Raw genomic sequence first — 16,941 nt, 5'->3', positions numbered from 1 at the left:
CGCGCCGGGACCGGGGCCGCCGGCGGTCTCAGCAGCAGCGGCTGACGGGGGTGCGCTCCCGGAGGTCGGCGCGGCGCCGCTCGAACACCCGCCGGCTGACCGGCTCGTGCCCGTGCTCGGCGCAGTGCCGCAGGTAGTCGTCCCAGCGCGCCTCGCCGGTGAACTCGCGCAGGTACCACCGCACCCCGCGCCAGGCCCGGACGACGAGGTCGCCGCTCACTGCTCGTCCCGCGAGGAGAAGGTGCCGCCCGGGCCGGTGCCCGCGCCGACCAGGCGCTCGTGCTCGGCCATGGCCCGCTTCTCCTCGGCCGTCGGGAAGATTCCGGAGGGCTCGACGAGCTGCGACGGCACGGGCGGTTCCTCGGTGGTCGGCAGCCCGCCGGACCGGATGGCCCGGGCGATGACGTACGCCGCGTTGGCCACCACGACCAGCGTGAGGAGTGCGAACACCGCCTGCAGGATCCCGTTGAGCGTCGAGTTGTAGATGATCTGGTCCATCTGCGCGGGTTCCTGGGCGGGCGCCAGCAGCTCCCCCGCCGCCTGCGCGTCGGCGTAGCGCTGGCGCTGCGCGAAGTACCCGACCGCGGGGTCGGACGAGAACACCTTCTGGAAGCTCGCCGTCATGGTGACCACGAGGTCCCACACCAGCGGGACGGCGGTGACCCACGCGTACTTCAGCTTGCCGTGCTTGATCAGCAGCACCGTCACCAGCGTCAGGGCGATGGCCGCCAGCAGCTGGTTGGCGATGCCGAACAGCGGGAAGAGCTGGTTGACGCCGCCGAGGGGGTCGGTCACCCCGACGTAGAGGATGTAGCCCCACAGGCCCACGGTGATCGCGCTGGCGATGAGGTTGCCGGGCCGCCAGGACAGGTCGCCGAACTTCTTCCAGACGTTGCCGATCGTGTCCTGCAGCATGAACCGGCCCACCCGGGTGCCGGCGTCGACGGCGGTGAGGATGAACAGCGCCTCGAACATGATCGCGAAGTGGTACCAGAAGGCCGCCATCCCGGCTCCGAACGCGTCGGACAGGATGTTGGCGATGCCGACGGCCAGCGTGGGCGCCCCGCCGGTGCGGGAGACCAGGCTCGGTTCCTGCACCGCCGCGGACGCCGCGGCGATGTCCTGGGCCGTGGTCGGGAAGCCCAGGCCGTTGACGTAGGCCGCCGCCGTCTCCGCCGTCCCCCCGGTGACGCCGGCCGGGCTGTTCATCGCGAAGTACAGCCCCTGGTCGATGACCACGGCCGCGATCAGCGCGCTGATCGCGACGAAGGACTCCATGAGCATGCCGCCGTAGCCGATGAGGCGGACCTGGCTCTCCTTGGCCACCATCTTCGGCGTCGTCCCGGACGAGATGAGGGCGTGGAAGCCCGACAGCGCGCCGCAGGCGATGGTGATGAACACGAACGGGAACAGCGACCCGGCGAAGACCGGGCCGGTGCCCTCGCGGGCGAACTGGGTCACCGCGTCGGCCTGCAGCACCGGGCGGGCGAGCAGCAGCCCGATCGCGAGCAGGACGATGACGCCGACCTTCATGAACGTCGACAGGTAGTCGCGCGGGGTGAGCAGCAGCCACACCGGCAGCACCGAGGCGACGAACCCGTAGACCACCAGGGCGAGGACCAGCCACTCCTTGGACAGCGTCAGCGCCTCGCCGAGCCCGGTGTCGTCGATCCACCCACCGCCGATGACGGCCAACAGGAGCAGGACGACGCCGATCGCGGTGGCCTCGAGCACCCGGCCGGGCCGGATGGTGCGCAGGTAGACGCCCATGAACAGGGCGATCGGGATGGTCAGCGCGATCGAGAAGACACCCCACGGCGACTCGGCCAGCGCGTTGACCACGATCAACGCCAGCACCGCCAGGATGATGATCATGATCGCGAAGACGGCGATCAGGGCCGCGATGCCCCCGACGATCCCGATCTCCTCGCGGACCATCTGGCCGAGGCTCTTGCCGTTGCGGCGCATCGAGAAGAACAGGACCGTCATGTCCTGGACCGCGCCGGCGAAGATGACGCCGACGATGATCCAGATCGTGCCGGGCAGGTAGCCCATCTGGGCGGCGAGCACCGGCCCGACCAGGGGTCCGGCACCGGCGATCGCGGCGAAGTGGTGCCCGAAGAGGACCCGCCGGTCGGTCACGTCGAAGTCGATGCCGTTGTGCAGACGCTCGGCCGGGGTGGCCCGCCGGTCGTCGACCTGCAGCACCCGGCGGGCGATGAACTTCGCGTAGAAGCGGTAGGCGATGGCGTACGAGCACAGCGCCGCGAACAGGATCCACAGCGCGGAGACCGTCTCGCCGCGGGCCAGGGCCAGCACGGTCCAGGCGACCGCGCCCACCACCGACACCACCAGCCAGACCACCACGCTGCGCACCGACAGGCGGCGGCGGGCACCTCCGCCCGGCGGCTGCCCGCCCCCGGTGGCGTCCGTCCTGACGGTCGTGGACATGAGCGCCCTCCCAGCAGGTCAGGGCAGCGCCCGGACGACGCCGCCCGCGTCAGGGTCGAGCATGCAAGGACCGCGCCCAGCCCACCACCCGAGGGAGACCGGCCTGTTACGCATACCCCCAGACCTCCTGGGCGGTCTCGACGACGAGGCGCAGCTTGGCGATCTGGTCCTCGCGGGTGAGCGCGTTGCCCTCGACCGTCGAGGAGAAGCCGCACTGCGGCGACAGGCACAGCTGCTCCATCGGCACGTACTCCGCCGCCTCGTCGATGCGCCGCTTGAGGGTGTCCTTGTCCTCCAGCTGCGGGCGCTTGCTGGTCACCAGACCCAGCACCACCCGCTTGCCCGGCGGGACGAACCGCAGCGGCTCGAAGCCGCCCGAGCGGGCGTCGTCGTACTCGAGGAAGAAGCCGTCGACCTCCAGCCCGCCGAACAGCGCCTCGGCGACGAAGTCGTAGCCGCCCTCGGCCACCCACGAGGAACGGAAGTTGCCGCGGCACATGTGGGTGGTGACGGTCAGCCCCTCGGGCCGGCCGGCCAGCGCGGCGTTGATCTGCCGGATGTAGCGCTCGTGCTGGTGCTCGGCGTCGCGGCCCTGCTCGGCCAGCTCGGCGCGCTGGGCGGGGTCGTTGAGGTAGGCCAGGCTGGTGTCGTCGAGCTGCAGATAGGTGCAGCCCTGCGCGGCGATGCCCCGGACCTGCGAGGCGTAGGCCGCCGACAGCGCGTCCCAGAAGGCGTCCTCGTCCGGGTAGACCGCCGGGTCGATGGCCGCCGCCCCGCCGCGGTAGTGGACCATCGACGGCGAGGGGATCGTGAGCTTCGGCGTCTGCCGCTCGCTGACCACCGACTGCAGGTAGCCGAAGTCCGCCCCGAAGATCGGCTCGTCGATGCGCAGCGGGCCGTCGACGTGCAGCCCGGCCGGGGTCCAGTCCATCGACCCGTCGGCGTTGCGGAAGTGGACCGGCCGGCCCTCCCCCTCGACCTTGGTGATCCCGCCGATGGCGTAGATGAAGTCCATGTGCCAGGTGGCCCGGCGGAACTCGCCGTCGGTGGCGGTGCGCAGGCCGACGTCCTCCTGCAGCCGGACGACGTCGGCGATCGCCTCGTCCTCGATGCCGCGCAGCTCCGCCGCGTCGATCTCCCCGGCGGCGGCGCGGGCGCGGGCGTCGAGCAGGCGCTGCGGGCGGAGGAGGCTGCCGACGTGGTCGGCGCGGAACGGCGGGCCGGAGGAGTCGGTCATGGCGACAGCTTGCTCGCCCCGGCCCCGCCGCGCAGCCCCCTCGCTCAGGGCCGGCCGAAGGTGGCGATCGTGTCCACCTGCAGCTCGAACAGCACGCGGCGCTCGTCGCGGCCGGGGTCGCGCAGCGCGTAGTGGCCGTCGTCGCCGGTGTACTTCTTCCAGATCCGGTCGAGCTGCTCGGTCACCCGCGGCCCCTCCTCCGGGTCGTCCTCGGAGACCTCGCGGGTGACCGTGGCCTTGATGCTGACCCAGTGGTAGGGGTTGGCCGGGTTCACCAGCAGGAAGGTCGCCTGCGGGTTGGCCCGCAACCAGTCGACCTTCTTGCGGTGGGTGGCCAGGTTGAGCAGCACGGTGTTGCCCTCGTAGTCGAACCAGACCGGGGTCAGGTTCGGCCGCCCGGTCGACCCCATGACCGCCACGACGGCGGTGACCGGCTCGTCGATGAGCTGCTTGTAGACCGGGTCGAGGTCCTCGAGGGTGTCCACCGCGTGGCGGTCGCCGACCTCGAACTGCCCGGGCTGGGTGCCGTCGGCGACGTCCCGGAACTTGGCCACTGTGATCGTCATGCACGGCTCCTGCTCGCCAGGCCCGCCCGCGCCGGTGCCGGCGGGCTGGCCGGACGCTAGCGAGGGCCTCCCCCGCCGTCGACCTGCGCGGAGACCAAGCCCGGCCTGCCCGCTCTGTCCGCCGCCACAAACGGGTTCGGCCGCCTCAGCTCCGCGGCGTCGGGACGACCAGCTGCTCGGCGCGGGTCGGCACGAACACCCCGACCACCGCCTCGGCCAGCGCGAAGACCAGCAGCCCCGGGGCGATGACCACCGCGGGCGGGACGACGAGCGGCGCGGCGAGCAGCGAGATGGCCAGCACCCCCGGGGCGCTGACCAGCCACCCGGGCCGCCGCAGCGGGTCGACCAGCGCGCCCCACCGCACGCCGCACCACATCAGCCAGCGGCGCAGCACCGGCACGCCGCTCTCCCGCATCACCCGGCGGAACAGCCCGTCGGCCTCCCGCGAGGTCACCGCGCCCGACCGGATGCCCTCGGTGCACAGCCAGTCGTGCAGGATCGCCGCCAGCGTGTAGGCGCCGAACCGCGGCACCAGCCACACGACCAGACGGGGGACCGTGGCGAAGTCGGTCCGGAAGCCGGCGGGGACGACGAAGCGGTCCCGGTTGCCGCGGTAGACCAGCGGGTCGACGACCGCCCAGGTCTGCGCGTCCACCCTCCGCACCACCAGCGACGTCGACTCGAACGGCACGCCCGCATGGTGTCAGCACCGGCACCAGGGAGCCGACTCGCCGTGTCCGGGCCCGGCTGCCGGGTAGCCGTGTGCCATGAGCGAGCCGTTCCAGATCGAAGCGCAGGGCGACCACCAGTACCTCGTCCGCCTGGAGGGCGGGGGCGAGGAGGTGGAGACCTGGGTGCAGGTCACCCCGGAGGTGCTCGACGGGCTCGGCATCGCCGGGGAGGACGAGGAGACGGTGGTCCGGCGGACCGTCAGCTTCCTGCTGCGCCACCAGGGCGTCCCCGACTTCCCGCGCATCGTCGAGCTGGAGGACGTCGTCTCGGGCTACCCGGACTTCCCGGAGGCGCTCCGCGGCTGACCCCCGGCTAGGGCGGGCCGTGCCGCAGGTCGGCCAGCGCGTCTGGGGGGAAGCAGGTGGTCGTGTCGCCCAGCAGCAGCGCCCGGTAGGTCGCCGCCGCGGCCTCCTCCAGGTTGAGCGCCCGGCGGAAGGCCATGCCGACGTCGGGCCCCAGCGCCGAGCAGCCGTGGTGAGCCAGCACGACGCAGTCGTGCTCCCGGGCCTGCTCGGCGGCGCCGTCGGCCAGCTCGTCGGAGCCGTTGGGGAAGTACGGGACGACGCCGACCGACCGCACGTACGTGGCGTGGTCGAGGGTGATCAGCCGGATCGGGTGGCCCAGCGCGTCGACCAGGACGGCGTGCTGCGGGTGCAGGTGGACCACGGCGTTGACGTCGGGCCGGGCCAGGTAGGTCCGTTGGTGCAGCTTCCACTCGCTCGACGGCCGCGCGGCGCCGCCCACGACCGCGCCGTCCAGGGTGACCACGCTGAAGTCCGTGGCCGCGAGCCGGTCCAGCCAGGTGCCGGCCGCGGTCACCACGAACTCGCGCTGCCCGGGCAGCCGCGCCGAGAGGTTCCCGCCGCTGGCCAGGACCAGCCCCCGCTCGACGGCCAGCCGGCCCACCTCGACCAGCTGGTCGACCGCCTCGCCCAGGGTGGCCGGCGCCCTCATGCGGAGAAGTGGGACGCCAGGTCCGACGGCGCGAACCGCCCCCGGTCGGTGACGACGACGCTGACGAAGCGGGCCGGGGTGACGTCGAAGGCCGGGTACACGCCGGTGACCCGCTCCGACGCGGTGCGGTGCCCGAGGCAGTCCAGGACCTCCCGGCCGTCGCGGTCCTCGAGCTCGACGGCGGCCGCGTCCGGCGCCTGCCGGTCGGGTGCCTGCACCAGGGCCACGAACGGCACGCCGAACGCGTGCGCCGAGACGGCGATCTGCAGCGTGCCGATCTTGTTGACGACGCAGCCGTCCATGGTGACCCGGTCGGCCCCGGTCATGAAGACGGTGACCTCGCCGCGGCTCATCAGGTGGGCCGCCGCGCCGTCGGTGATCAGCCGCGTGGGCACGCCCATCTCGGCCAGGCTCTCCGCGGTCAGCCGGGCACCCTGCAGGTAGGGCCGGGTCTCGGTGCAGACGGCCTCGATCCGCCGGCCCGCGCGCAGGACGGCGGCCACCGTCTCGGTCAGGTAGGTCTCGGCCCAGCAGTGGGTCAGCACGGTGGCGCCGTCGGGGACCAGCGCCGCGGCGTGCTCGCCGAGCCGCCGGTGGCCGACCCGGGTGCGCTCCGCGAGGTCCCGGGCGGCCGCGCCGACCGCGGGCCCCACCGGCTCCCCGGCGTCCGCGGCCGCCGTCGCCACGGCGAGCAGCTCGGCCACGACGTCCCGGATCGCGTTGTTCGTCGGCCGGGTGGCGACCAGCCGCCGTCCGGCCGCGCGGACGAACTCCCGCCGCGCCCGGCTCGTCGGCAGCCGGTCGGCGTCGCGGGCGGCGAGGGTCATGCCGCCGGCCGCCGCGAACAGCGGGCCGAGGCTCTGGGTGACCATCTGCTCGATGGCGGTGGCGACCTCCTCGTGGTCGCGGCAGGTCACCCACCGGCGCTCGAAGGGGAACACGCGGCGGTCGAGGATCCGCACGGCGTCGGGCGCGACCAGCACGCTCTGCCCGACGAGCGTGGGGACGGGCACGTCCACGGTGGCGGTCACGGCGGCTCAGGTCCCGGTGACGTGCTCCGGGCGGATCGGTACCCGGCGCAGCGGCTTGCCGCAGGCGGCCCGCACCGCGGCGGCCACCGCCGGGCCCGACGAGATCGTCGGCGGCTCCCCCACCCCGCGCACGCCGTAGGGCGCGTGCGGGTCGGCGTACTCGAGGACCTCCACCCGCATCGGCGGCACGTCGAGGATCGTCGGCAGCAGGTAGTCGGTGAACGACGGGTTCCGCACGTGCCCGTCGGTCACCACGATCTCCTCCATCAGCGCCAGGCCCATGCCCTGCGCGGACCCGCCGTGGATCTGGCCGACGACCGCGTCGGGGTTGATCGCCCGGCCGACGTCCTGGGCGGTGTCCAGCGCGACGACCTTGACCAGGCCCAGCTCGGTGTCGACGTCCACGACGGCGCGGTGCGCGGAGAAGGCGAACTGCACGTGCGCGTCGCCCTGCCCGGTCTCGGGGTCGACGGCGTGGGTCGGGCGGTGCCGCCACTCGACGGTCTCCTCCACCGCGTCGTCCCCGAGGACCTCGGCGAGGCCGGCGAGCACCTCCCCACCCGGCCCGACCACCTTGTCCCCCTCCAGGCCCAGCGCGCCCAGTGGCCGGCCGAGGGCGATCGCGGCCCGCTGCAGCACCGCCGTCCGGACCGCCTCGCACGCGGCCTTCACCGCCCCGCCGGTCACGTAGGTCTGGCGGGACGCCGACGTCGACCCTGCCGAGCCGACCGCGGTGTCGGCCGGGACGACGACCACCCGCTCCACCCCGAGCTCGGTGCGGGCTATCTGCTGCTGCACGGTGACCAGCCCCTGGCCGACCTCCGCGGCCGCGGTGTGCACGGTCGCGACGGCCTCGCCACCGGTCACCTGCAGCCGCACCCGGGCGGTGGAGTAGTCGTCGAAGCCCTCGGAGAAGCCGATGTTCTTGTAGGTGACCGCGTAGCCGACGCCGCGCCGCACGCCCTCGCCGTGGGTGGTGTTGCCCACGGCACCGGGCAGGGCCCGCAGGTCGGTGGTGTCCGCCGGCGGGGGCAGCGGCAGGTCCGCGACCCGCTGCAGCAGCTCGGCGACCGGCGCGGCGGAGTCGACCAGCTGGCCGGTGATGGTGCGGTCGCCCTCGCGCAGGCCGTTGCGCTGCCGGATCTCGACCGGGCCGACGCCGACCGCGGCGGCCAGCTCGTCCATCAGCGCCTCGTGGGCGAAGGCCGCCTGCACGCAGCCGAAGCCGCGCATGGCGCCGCACGGCGGGTTGTTGGTGAAGACCCCGTAGGCGTCGACGGCCACCGACGGGATGCGGTAGGGGCCCATCCCGAGCAGGCCGGCGTTGCCCACGACCGCGGCGGTGGACGAGGCGTACGCGCCCCCGTCGAGCAGCACGCGGGCCCGCGCGTAGACCAGGGTGCCGTCGCGCTCGGCGCCGAACTCGTAGGTCATCGTCGCCGGGTGCCGGTGCACGTGGCCGTAGAAGGACTCCTCCCGGCCGTAGCTCATCTTCACCGGCCGGCCGGTGCGCAGGGCCAGCAGGCAGGCGTGCACGTGCACCGAGAGGTCCTCCCGGCCCCCGAACGCGCCGCCCACGCCGGCCAGGGTCAGCCGCACCTTCTCCGGCGGCAGGCCCAGCGCCAGGCACACCTGCCGCTGGTCGACGTGCAGCCACTGGGTGGCGACGTAGAGGTCGACGCCGCCGTCCTCGGCCGGGACGGCGAGGCCGGACTCGGGGCCGAGGAACGCCTGGTCCTGCATGCCGACCTCGAAGTCGAGGGAGACGACGACCGGGGCCGTCGGGTGCTCCTCGCCGCGGCGCAGCCGCAGGTGGCGCACCAGGTTGCCGCCCGGCTGCACCCGCGGGGCGTCGTCGTCCAGGGCGCGGCGGGGGTCGGTGACCGCGGGCAGCACCTCGTAGTCGACCCGGATCCGGGCCGCCGCCCGGCGGGCGGTCTCCGGGTGGTCGGCGGCGACCAGCGCCACCGGCTCGCCCTCGTAGCGCACGACGTCGGCGGCGAGCACCGGCTGGTCGGCGTGCTCCAGCCCGAAGGCGTTCTCCCCCGGCACGTCGTCGGCGGTGAGGACGGCGGTCACGCCCGGGACGGTGAGCGCCTCGGAGACGTCGATCCGGCGGATACGGGCCGACGGGTGCGGGCTGCGCAGCGTGACGCCCCAGACCATGTCGTCGTGCCACAGGTCGCTGGCGTAGGCGAACTCGCCGGTGACCTTGAGCGTGCCGTCGGGGCGCAGCGCGCTCTCGCCGATGCGGCCCGGGCTGCGGACCCCGACCTCGGTGGCGGTCATGCCGAGCGCTCCGCGGCCAACCGGACGGCGTCGAGGATCTTCTCGTAGCCGGTGCAGCGGCACAGGTTGCCGGCCAGCGCCTCGCGGATCTCCGGGTCGCTCGGTCGCGGCACCCGGGCCAGCAGGTCGTGCGCGGCGACGACCAGGCCGGGCGTGCAGAACCCGCACTGCACGGCGCCGGCCTCGACGAACGCCTCCTGCACCGGGTGCAGCCGGCCCTCCTCGGCCAGCCCCTCGACCGTGGTCACCTGCCGGCCGATCGCCTGGCCGGCCGCGACCAGGCAGGCGCACACCGGCTCCCCGTCGAGGTAGACCGTGCACGACCCGCACTCACCCTGCTCGCAGGCGTTCTTCGCGCCCGGGAGCCCGAGCCGCTCGCGCAGCAGGTACAGCAGGCTCTCCCCCGGCCAGACGTCGTCCACCTGCTGTCCGGTGCCGTTGACCGTCGTGGTGACGCGCATCAGGCTGCCCTCCTCAGGTCGTCCCAGGCCCAGGTGGCGGCGCGGCGGGCCAGCACCGCCAGCGAGTGCCGCCGGTAGGCCGCACTCCCCCGGACGTCGTCGATCGGCGCGGCCGCCGCGGCCACCCGCTGCCCGAACTCCGCGGCCAGCGCCTCCGGCAGCGGGCCGCGCGCCGCCCAGTCCAGCTCCGCGGCCAGGAACTCCTCCGCCTCCGGCGCCCGCCGCGGGGTCGGCGCGGCCGAGCCGATGCCGGTGCCCACCGTCTGGCGGTCGGGGTGCAGCGCCAGGGCGAAGGCGGACACCGCGATCACCATGGCGTTGCGGGTGCCGACCTTGCAGAACTGCTGCGGCCCGGTCGCCGGCGGCACGAGGACGGCGGCGATCAGCTCGTCGGGCGCGAGCACGCTGCGCTTGACCCCGGTGAAGAAGTCCGCGACCGGCACCCGCCGGGCGCCCCGGGCGGCCGACACCAGCTCCACCTCGGCGCCGGCGGCCAGCAGCGGCGGGTGCGCGTCCCCGGCCGGGGAGGCCGAGCCGAGGTTGCCGCCGACCGTGCCGCGCACCCGGATCTGCGGCGACCCGACGGTGCGCGAGGCCATCGCCAGGCCGGGCAGCTGCGCCCCCAGCTCCCGGATCACCCGCGCGTACGGGACGCCGGCGCCGAGGCGGACCCGACCGTCCTCGGGACCCCACTCGCGCAGCTCGGGCACGCGGGTGAGGTCCAGCAGCGCCGCCGGACGGCGCCGGTCGAAGTTGAGCTCGACCATGACGTCGGTGCCGCCCGCGATCGGCAGCGCGTCCGGCCGCTCGGCGCGCGCGGCGAGCGCGTCGGCCCACGTCGTCGGCTGCAGGAAGTCCATCGGCGCTCCTCGCTGTCCCTCGGCGTGCACGGCACTGTGCACGAGGGATGTGACGAGCAGGAAACAGCGAGACGCGGACGGTGACAAGGAGCGTCGCCGCCACCCGTTCAGGGACCGACCTCGCGCCGTGGTCGCCGTCCTCGCGGTGTGCGGCGAGGACGGCGACGACGGCGCGTGTCCGGCCGCCCGGCGCGGATCGGGCGGGCCGGCGCCGGGCCGGTCAGACCGGGGCGATGCGGTCCAGGGCCGGCGCGGGTACCGGCGAGGAGGCGCCGAGGTACGCGGTGAACGCGTCGAGGTCGATCGGCCCGGTCACCGGGTTCGTGCCCCCGGTCAGCACGGTGAAGCCGTCCCCGCCCCCGGCCAGGAAGTTGTTGACGGTCACCCGGTACGTCGCGTCGGCGGTCACGGGCGAACCGCCGATCTGCACCGACCCGTCCGGCACCCGGGTGCCGGTGCACGGGTCGGCGCCGGCCGCCGCAGCGGTCCCGGCGGGGTCGACCCGGTACGAGATCCCGGCCGGGTACAGCACCCGCTCCAGCTGGAACTGCTGCTCGAGCAGGCACTGCAGCTGCGCGCCGGTGAGGTCGAGGGTCACCAGGTTGTTGGCGAAGGGCTGCACGGTGAAGGCCTCCTCGTAGGTGACCTCGCCGGCCAGCAGGTCCGCCCGCACGCCGCCGGGGTTCATGAACGCGGCGACCGCGCCGGCCTCGTCGTCGGTGGCCGCGAGCTGCGCGTCGGCGATGACGTTGCCGAGCGCGGACTCCGCCCCGTCGAGCAGCGGCTCCTGGGTGCGGGTCAGGTCGACCGCCGCGGTCCCGACGACCTCGCTCGCGATCGGCCCGAGGGCCTCCCGGTAGCGGGCGATGAGCGCGGTCTGCGCGGGGTCGGCCGCGACGTCCCGGCGGACGACCACGTTCTCGGCCGCCGCGGTGAGGACGTCGCCGGTGGCCCGGTCGAGGGTGAGGTCGACGTCGGTGACCAGCCGCCCGAACGAGCTGCCGCTGGTCACCAGCTTGCCGTCGATCTCGCAGTTGTAGGCCTGGTGGGTGTGGCCGCTGAGGACGACGTCGATCGCGTCGTCCATGCCGGCGGCGATGTCGACGACCGGCCCGGTGAGGCCGGCGCAGCCGTTGACGTCCCAGGCGTTCTCGCCGGTCTGCGCGCCGCCCTCGTGGAGCAGCACGACGATCGCCTCGACGCCCTGGGACTGCAGCTCGGCGGCGAGCCGGTTGGCCGTCTCGACCTCGTCGCGGAACTCCAGGCCGGCGGTGCCCTCCCGGCTGACGATCGCGCCGGTGCCCTCCAGGGTCATCCCGATGAAGCCGATGTCGACGCCCTGCACCCGGTGCACCGCGTAGGGCGGCAGCAGCGGCTCGCCGGTCTCGGTGACGAAGGCGTTGGCCGACAGGTACCGGAAGTCCGCGCCCTCGTAGGGGGTGCCGTCCGCGCAGCCGTCGACGGGGTGGCAGCCGCCGTCCTGGATGCGCAGCAGCTCGGCCGGCCCCTCGTCGAACTCGTGGTTGCCGACGCTGGCGTAGTCCAGCCCGGCCAGGCCGAGCGACTCGATGGTGGGCTCGTCGTGGAAGGCCGCCGACAGCAGCGGGGAGGCGCCGATCAGGTCCCCCGCGGCGACGGTGATCGTGTTCTCCTCGCGCTGCTGCTCGGCCAGGTCGGCGAGCTGCGTGGCGAGGTACTCCGCGCCACCGGCGTCCACGGTCTGCGGGGTGCCGTCGGCGTTCACCCCGGTCTGGACGCGGCCACCGGAGCCGGACGGCGGCTCGAGGTTGCCGTGGAAGTCGTTGAGCGCCAGCAGCTGCACCTCCACCGGCGGCGGTGCGGCGCCGGCCGGGGCGACGACGCCGACCCCGAGCGCGGCCAGGGTCGAGGTCGCGGCCGCGAGGACGGCGGCGCGGCGCGGGGCGGTGAGGTGCATGCGGACCCTCCGGGGAGCCGACCGGACACCCCACCGTGGGGTCTGCGCCCGGGCCCGTCAAACGCGAGGACCGGTCCGCCGCTGCACCGATCGGGCCGCGATCCGCCGGATCCGGCCGGCCTGGCGGGAGAGCACCAGGTCCAGCAGCCGGTCGACCGGAGGCACCTCGCCCAGCCGGGCCAGCCCCATCCAGCGAGGGACGGCGACCGTCCGCGACCGCGGCGCGGCGAGGCACCGCTCGACCTGGGCGGCCACCCGGTCCGGGTCGATGCCGCGGGAGAGCCGGCCGGGCGCGTCGGCGTCCGAGGCCGGCGGGGAGCCGTGCCCGCGGGCCAGCCACTCGGTGGCGACCGGGCCGGGGTTCACCGTGTGCACCCGCACGCCGCGCGCGGTCACCTCGCGGCGCAGCCCCGTCACGAAGCCGCCCACGCCGGCCTTGGTCGCCGAGTAGACGGTCAGCGGCGGCACCTGCGACCAGGCCGCGACCGACGCGATGGTGACGACGTCCCCCCGCCCCCGCTCGGCCGCCGCCGCCAGCAGGTGCGGCAGGGCCAGCCGGGTCACCTCGATCACCCCGGTGAGGTTGAGCGCGACGATGCCCTCCACGACCTCGCCCGGCATGTCCTCGACCAGGCCGGCCCAGCCCAGCCCGGCGTTGAGGACGACGGCGTCGAGCCGGCCGTGCTCGTCGAGGACCCGCTCCACGAGGCGGGCACGGTCACCGGCGTCGGCGACGTCGGCCACCACGCCGGTGACCCCGGGCAGCCCGTCGAGCGCCTCGGCCAGCCGGTCGCCGTCCCGGGCGCAGGTGACCACCCGCGCTCCGCCCCGGGCCAGCCGGGTGACGGTGCTGCGGCCGATGCCGGCGCTGCCGCCGGTGACGAGGACGACGCGGTCGGGGGTGCTCGACATGGTGGTGTCCTACCCATGGGCGACAGCACACTCCTCACGCGCATCGAACGCGCAGGTGCTGGGCATGGCCGGTGCATGCAGTTGCCCGAGCCCCGGGGGCCCCTCACGTCCGCCCTGTTCGCCGACCTCGCCGGCGGCGCGCTCTCCCCGCACACCGTCGAGCAGGCGCACCGGACGGTGGCCGGTTCCCCCGACCCGCTCGGCGACGAGGACCTCCAGCTGGCCCTCGCCGTCTGCTACGAGCTGCACTACCGCGGCTTCGACGGGGTGGCCGACACCTGGGAGTGGGAACCGGGTCTGATCGGCCTGCGCGCGCACCTGGAGCGCCGGCACACCGAGGCGCTCACCACGCTGACCGGGGAGCTCGCCGGGACCGACGCGCCGGTCGACCGGCAGCTCGCCGCGCTGATCGCCGCCGACGACTCGCCGTCCCTGTCGTCGTACCTGGCCCGCACCGGCACCCTCGAGCAGTGGCGGGAGTACCTGACGCTGCGCTCGGTGTACCACCTCAAGGAGGGCGACCCGCACACCTTCGCCGTCCCGCGGCTGGCCGGCCGCGCCAAGGCGGCCATGGTGGAGATCCAGGCCGACGAGTACGGCGGCGGCGCGCCGGCGCGCATGCACAGCGAGCTGTTCGCCGGGCTGATGCGCGACCTCGGGCTCGACGCCGGCTACGGCGCGCTGTGGGACGCCGCCCCCGCCTGCGCGTTCGCGTCGGTGAACACCATGTCGCTGTTCGGTCTGCACCGGCGCTGGCGGGCGGCCGCGGTCGGTCACCTGACCGCCGTGGAGATGACCTCCTCCGAGCCCTCCCGCCGCTACTCCGCCGGGCTGCGCCGGCTGGGCTTCGACGCGGACACCACCGTCTTCTACGACGAGCACGTGGAGGCCGACGCGGTCCACGAGCAGATCGCCGCGGTGGACATGTGCGGGTCCCTCGTCGCGGAGGACCCCCGCCTCCTCCGGGACGTCCTGTTCGGCGCGGCCTGCGCGCTGGCCGTCGACGGGCTGGCCGCCCGGCACCTGCTGGGGGCCTGGGAGGCGGGCCGTTCCGGGCTGCGCGGGGAGCGGCCACTCGCGGCCTGACCTGGGGTCGGGTCCGAGTGGACTTCGGTTGTGCGCTGCCGATGTTCTCCGCGACACCTCGGAGTGGGGCGGTGGACGTCGGCGGGTCCGGCGGTCGCGGGCGCTCCACGCCGGCCCACCCGACCTGCGAGAGGCCCTCCCATGTGGCGGCGTACCGACCCCCCGATCCCGACCGGCACGCCGTCGACCGCCGAGATGCCCCGCGACGTCGAGGCGCTCGAGCAGGTGCTCAGCGTCCTGGACCAGGGCGTGACCAGCGAGCGGGACGCCCACGTCAAGGTCGTCACCGCGCTGGTCGGCGCCCTGGGCATGGCCTACGGGGCGGTGTGGCTGCGGGACGGCGACGGTTTCCGGCTGGCCGCCCAGATCGGCGAGCTCAGCCAGGCCATGTCGGCCCGCTGGCCCGCCGACAGCGTCATGACCAGCCGGGACGGCTTCGGCGGGCAGGCGGTGCGGCAGCAGCGCGAGGTGCTCTGCGACGGGTCCAGCTCCACCGGCTCCTGCGGCCGCTGGGCCACGGCGGCGGCGGCGGGCGCGCGGCGCGGCTGCTTCCTCCCGGTCCTCGAGGACGGCCGGGTGGTCGCCGTCCAGGAGTACTACACCCGCGGCGACCTGCCCTTCTTCGGTGGCCGGGCGGAGAAGTGGCGGGCGATCTCGCGGGTGGCCGCGCACGCCCGGCGCCAGGCGCTGGCCGCCGCGCAGCTCAAGGAGACCCTCGACGACCGCGAGGCGGTCACCACCGTCGTCGGCCGGGTCGGCGAGGCCCGGGACGAGGCATCCGCGCTGCGGATCGCGCTGGACACGGTGCGCTCGGCCTTCGGCTGGGCCTACGGGTCGTACTGGGCGCTGGACGAGGCCGAGAACGTGCTGCGGTTCAGCGTCGAGTCCGGTTCGGCCGGCGACGAGTTCCGCCAGGTGACCCTGGCCGCCAGCTTCGCCGAGGGCGTCGGCCTCTCCGGCCGCGCCTGGCGGGCCCGCGACCTGGTGTTCGTCCGTGACCTCGCCGAGGTCACCGACTGCGTCCGCGCGCCCGCCGCGCAGCGGGCCGGGGTCCGTTCGGGGGTCTGCTTCCCGGTCATCTCGGAGGGCCGCGTCGTCGGGACGATGGACTTCTTCGTCACCGAGACGATCGAACTGTCGGAGTCCCGCACGTCCGCGCTGCGCAACGTCCAGCAGCTGGTCAGCCAGCGGCTGGACATCCTGCGCCGCGCCGAGGCCGACGCGGCCAACTCCCGCGCGCTGCTGGAGACCGTGGCCGAGCTGCGCGACGCCGCCGCCGAGGCCGGCCGGGTCGCCGAGAGCGCCGTCGCCAAGGCCTCGTCGATGACCGCGGAGGTGGAGGCGCTGGGCCGGGCGTCGGCGTCGGTCAGCGACGTCATCCGGATCATCTCCTCGATCGCCGACCAGACCAACCTGCTGGCCCTGAACGCGACCATCGAGGCCGCCCGCGCCGGTGAGCTGGGCCGCGGGTTCGCCGTGGTCGCCGGGGAGGTCAAGGACCTCGCCCGCGAGACGGCGGCCGCCACCCAGCGGGTGTCGACCCAGATCACCGGCATCCAGACCAGCACCGACTCGGTGTCGGCCGGCATCCACGCGACCAGCGAGGTGATCGGTCAGCTCGACGCGGTGCAGGCCCGGATCGGCGAGGCACTCGAGGAGCAGGAGCGCATGGCCAAGGCCTTCGAGGGCCGCGGCTGAGCGAGGGCCCCGGGGCGGGGCCGCCCGGAGTCAGCCGGCGGTGGACCCCGGGCGGCCGTCCCGCAGGATGCGGGCGGCCGGCCGGGGGCGGCTGGGTGCGCTGGGCGCGGAGAACCCGGCCCGCTTGTGCGTGCCGTCGCAGAACGGCTTGATGCCGGACTTCCCGCACCGGCACAGCGCGACGGTCTGCCGGCCGGGGTCGATCTCGTTGCCGTCCTGGTCGACCAGGCGGAAGTCGCCGCGCACGATCAGCGGACCGTCCCGGTACGGGGTGATCGTGGCCCCTCCGGCCGGCTCGGCCTGCGGCGTGCCGTCGACGGGCACGTCGGGGCATGACGGGTCGGCCGGGACGGGGCGGATCGCGGACACGGTCCTCCCCTGCCCCGCCCGACCCGGGCGCACACCCCGTTCCCCCGCGGGGTGGTCAGTGACCGGAGCGCGGGTCCTCGCCCCACCGCACCCACGACGCCGTGAACGGGTGCTCGGTGGCGAACGCCTCCCGCGCGTCCCGTTCCCGCTGCCGGCGCTCGGGGTGGTCGTGGTGGTGCAGGAGCTCCTCCCGGCGGGTGTGGCTGAGGTTGTGCAGGAGTGCCGCCGCGGGGTCCACCCGGCCGCCCCGGGCGGCCACGTCGTGGCGGGCCTCCCACTCGCACATCAGCTTCTCCGCCGGGGACATGTCGACGTAGTCCGTCGGGTGCTCCGGCGAACGTCGGACGGGGTCGGACATC

General features: G+C 74.8%; 17 protein-coding genes. 3 read left to right on the top strand and 14 right to left on the bottom strand.

Annotated elements, in window-relative coordinates; genetic code table 11:
- Positions 1-28 precede the first annotated feature (28 nt).
- The 5 genes from ACI789_RS17815 to ACI789_RS17795 all read right to left on the bottom strand — a co-directional run bounded on the left by ACI789_RS17815 (position 29) and on the right by ACI789_RS17795 (position 4,945).
- Positions 29-220, bottom strand: coding sequence for a YbdD/YjiX family protein (locus ACI789_RS17815; protein ID WP_457010708.1), 192 nt, complete (start codon positions 218-220; stop codon positions 29-31).
- Positions 217-2,451, bottom strand: coding sequence for a carbon starvation CstA family protein (locus ACI789_RS17810; protein ID WP_457010707.1), 2,235 nt, complete (start codon positions 2,449-2,451; stop codon positions 217-219). The genes ACI789_RS17815 and ACI789_RS17810 overlap by 4 nt, the downstream gene beginning before the upstream one ends.
- 106 nt (positions 2,452-2,557) lie before the next feature.
- Positions 2,558-3,688 (bottom strand): 5-methyltetrahydropteroyltriglutamate--homocysteine S-methyltransferase, encoded by a 1,131-nt coding sequence (locus ACI789_RS17805; RefSeq protein WP_457010706.1) that lies wholly within the window; start codon positions 3,686-3,688, stop codon positions 2,558-2,560.
- A 44-nt stretch (positions 3,689-3,732) separates the two neighbouring features.
- Positions 3,733-4,254, bottom strand: coding sequence for a TIGR03618 family F420-dependent PPOX class oxidoreductase (locus tag ACI789_RS17800; protein ID WP_457010705.1), 522 nt, complete (start codon positions 4,252-4,254; stop codon positions 3,733-3,735).
- A 145-nt stretch (positions 4,255-4,399) separates the two neighbouring features.
- Positions 4,400-4,945: a DUF1353 domain-containing protein gene (locus ACI789_RS17795; RefSeq protein WP_457010704.1), complete on the bottom strand. Its 546-nt coding sequence runs from the start codon at positions 4,943-4,945 to the stop codon at positions 4,400-4,402.
- Between the two features lie 76 nt (positions 4,946-5,021).
- Between ACI789_RS17795 and ACI789_RS17790 the strand changes: the two genes are divergently transcribed.
- A complete protein-coding gene (locus ACI789_RS17790; RefSeq protein ID WP_457010703.1) occupies positions 5,022-5,291 on the top strand; it encodes a hypothetical protein in 270 nt (89 codons plus the stop codon).
- A gap of 7 nt (positions 5,292-5,298) precedes the next feature.
- On the opposite strand, the gene ACI789_RS17785 is transcribed toward ACI789_RS17790, so the two are convergent.
- The 7 genes from ACI789_RS17785 to ACI789_RS17755 all read right to left on the bottom strand — a co-directional run bounded on the left by ACI789_RS17785 (position 5,299) and on the right by ACI789_RS17755 (position 13,429).
- Positions 5,299-5,940 carry a class II aldolase/adducin family protein gene (locus ACI789_RS17785; protein ID WP_457010702.1) on the bottom strand — a complete coding sequence of 214 codons (642 nt, stop codon included), beginning with the start codon at positions 5,938-5,940 and terminating at the stop codon, positions 5,299-5,301.
- A complete protein-coding gene (locus tag ACI789_RS17780) occupies positions 5,937-6,971 on the bottom strand; it encodes a s-methyl-5-thioribose-1-phosphate isomerase (protein WP_457010701.1) in 1,035 nt (344 codons plus the stop codon). The genes ACI789_RS17785 and ACI789_RS17780 overlap by 4 nt, the downstream gene beginning before the upstream one ends.
- 6 nt (positions 6,972-6,977) lie before the next feature.
- Positions 6,978-9,260, bottom strand: coding sequence for a xanthine dehydrogenase subunit D (pucD, locus tag ACI789_RS17775; RefSeq protein ID WP_457010700.1), 2,283 nt, complete (start codon positions 9,258-9,260; stop codon positions 6,978-6,980).
- Positions 9,257-9,721, bottom strand: a complete 465-nt coding sequence (locus ACI789_RS17770) for a (2Fe-2S)-binding protein (protein ID WP_457010699.1) — start codon at positions 9,719-9,721, stop codon at positions 9,257-9,259. The genes pucD and ACI789_RS17770 overlap by 4 nt, the downstream gene beginning before the upstream one ends.
- Positions 9,721-10,581 (bottom strand): FAD binding domain-containing protein, encoded by an 861-nt coding sequence (locus ACI789_RS17765; protein WP_457010698.1) that lies wholly within the window; start codon positions 10,579-10,581, stop codon positions 9,721-9,723. The genes ACI789_RS17770 and ACI789_RS17765 overlap by 1 nt, the downstream gene beginning before the upstream one ends.
- A 220-nt stretch (positions 10,582-10,801) precedes the next feature.
- The gene (locus ACI789_RS17760) at positions 10,802-12,517 is read right to left on the bottom strand and encodes a bifunctional metallophosphatase/5'-nucleotidase (protein WP_457010697.1); all 1,716 of its coding nucleotides are present in this window, start codon (positions 12,515-12,517) and stop codon (positions 10,802-10,804) included.
- Positions 12,518-12,574: 57 nt separating this feature from the next.
- On the bottom strand, positions 12,575-13,429 hold the full coding sequence (locus ACI789_RS17755) for an SDR family oxidoreductase (RefSeq protein WP_457010696.1): 855 nt from the start codon (positions 13,427-13,429) through the stop codon (positions 12,575-12,577).
- A 75-nt stretch (positions 13,430-13,504) separates the two neighbouring features.
- Here ACI789_RS17755 and ACI789_RS17750 point away from each other — a divergent pair, with 75 nt between their 5' ends.
- Positions 13,505-14,515, top strand: a complete 1,011-nt coding sequence (locus tag ACI789_RS17750; protein WP_457010695.1) for an iron-containing redox enzyme family protein — start codon at positions 13,505-13,507, stop codon at positions 14,513-14,515.
- Between the two features lie 195 nt (positions 14,516-14,710).
- Complete coding sequence (locus tag ACI789_RS17745) at positions 14,711-16,213, top strand: methyl-accepting chemotaxis protein (RefSeq protein ID WP_457010694.1); 1,503 nt, start codon at positions 14,711-14,713, stop codon at positions 16,211-16,213.
- Between the two features lie 30 nt (positions 16,214-16,243).
- Here ACI789_RS17745 and ACI789_RS17740 read toward each other — a convergent pair whose 3' ends face one another.
- Together ACI789_RS17740 and ACI789_RS17735 are read right to left on the bottom strand one after the other, a co-directional pair.
- On the bottom strand, positions 16,244-16,582 hold the full coding sequence (locus ACI789_RS17740) for a CDGSH iron-sulfur domain-containing protein (protein ID WP_457010693.1): 339 nt from the start codon (positions 16,580-16,582) through the stop codon (positions 16,244-16,246).
- 55 nt (positions 16,583-16,637) lie between these two features.
- On the bottom strand, positions 16,638-16,940 hold the full coding sequence (locus tag ACI789_RS17735; protein WP_457010692.1) for a hypothetical protein: 303 nt from the start codon (positions 16,938-16,940) through the stop codon (positions 16,638-16,640).
- Between the last annotated feature and the right edge of the window lies 1 nt (position 16,941).

Source organism: Geodermatophilus sp. SYSU D00965 (assembly GCF_054050075.1).
The sequence above is the reverse complement of the archived record's forward strand: the minus strand, read 5'-3'. Positions and strand labels throughout refer to the sequence as shown.

Bases quoted from the DNA above. Each gene is read 5' to 3' on its own strand.
- ACI789_RS17770 (WP_457010699.1), bottom strand. From the start codon at position 9,721: ATGCGCGTCACCACGACGGTCAACGGCACCGGACAGCAGGTGGACGAC.
- ACI789_RS17765 (WP_457010698.1), bottom strand. From the start codon at position 10,581: ATGGACTTCCTGCAGCCGACGACGTGGGCCGACGCGCTCGCCGCGCGC.
- ACI789_RS17755 (WP_457010696.1), bottom strand. From the start codon at position 13,429: ATGTCGAGCACCCCCGACCGCGTCGTCCTCGTCACCGGCGGCAGCGCC.
- pucD (WP_457010700.1), bottom strand. From the start codon at position 9,260: ATGACCGCCACCGAGGTCGGGGTCCGCAGCCCGGGCCGCATCGGCGAG.
- ACI789_RS17745 (WP_457010694.1), top strand. From the start codon at position 14,711: ATGCCCCGCGACGTCGAGGCGCTCGAGCAGGTGCTCAGCGTCCTGGAC.
- ACI789_RS17750 (WP_457010695.1), top strand. From the start codon at position 13,505: ATGCAGTTGCCCGAGCCCCGGGGGCCCCTCACGTCCGCCCTGTTCGCC.
- ACI789_RS17810 (WP_457010707.1), bottom strand. From the start codon at position 2,451: ATGTCCACGACCGTCAGGACGGACGCCACCGGGGGCGGGCAGCCGCCG.
- ACI789_RS17760 (WP_457010697.1), bottom strand. From the start codon at position 12,517: ATGCACCTCACCGCCCCGCGCCGCGCCGCCGTCCTCGCGGCCGCGACC.
- ACI789_RS17790 (WP_457010703.1), top strand. From the start codon at position 5,022: ATGAGCGAGCCGTTCCAGATCGAAGCGCAGGGCGACCACCAGTACCTC.
- ACI789_RS17805 (WP_457010706.1), bottom strand. From the start codon at position 3,688: ATGACCGACTCCTCCGGCCCGCCGTTCCGCGCCGACCACGTCGGCAGC.
- ACI789_RS17785 (WP_457010702.1), bottom strand. From the start codon at position 5,940: ATGAGGGCGCCGGCCACCCTGGGCGAGGCGGTCGACCAGCTGGTCGAG.
- ACI789_RS17800 (WP_457010705.1), bottom strand. From the start codon at position 4,254: ATGACGATCACAGTGGCCAAGTTCCGGGACGTCGCCGACGGCACCCAG.
- ACI789_RS17735 (WP_457010692.1), bottom strand. From the start codon at position 16,940: ATGTCCGACCCCGTCCGACGTTCGCCGGAGCACCCGACGGACTACGTC.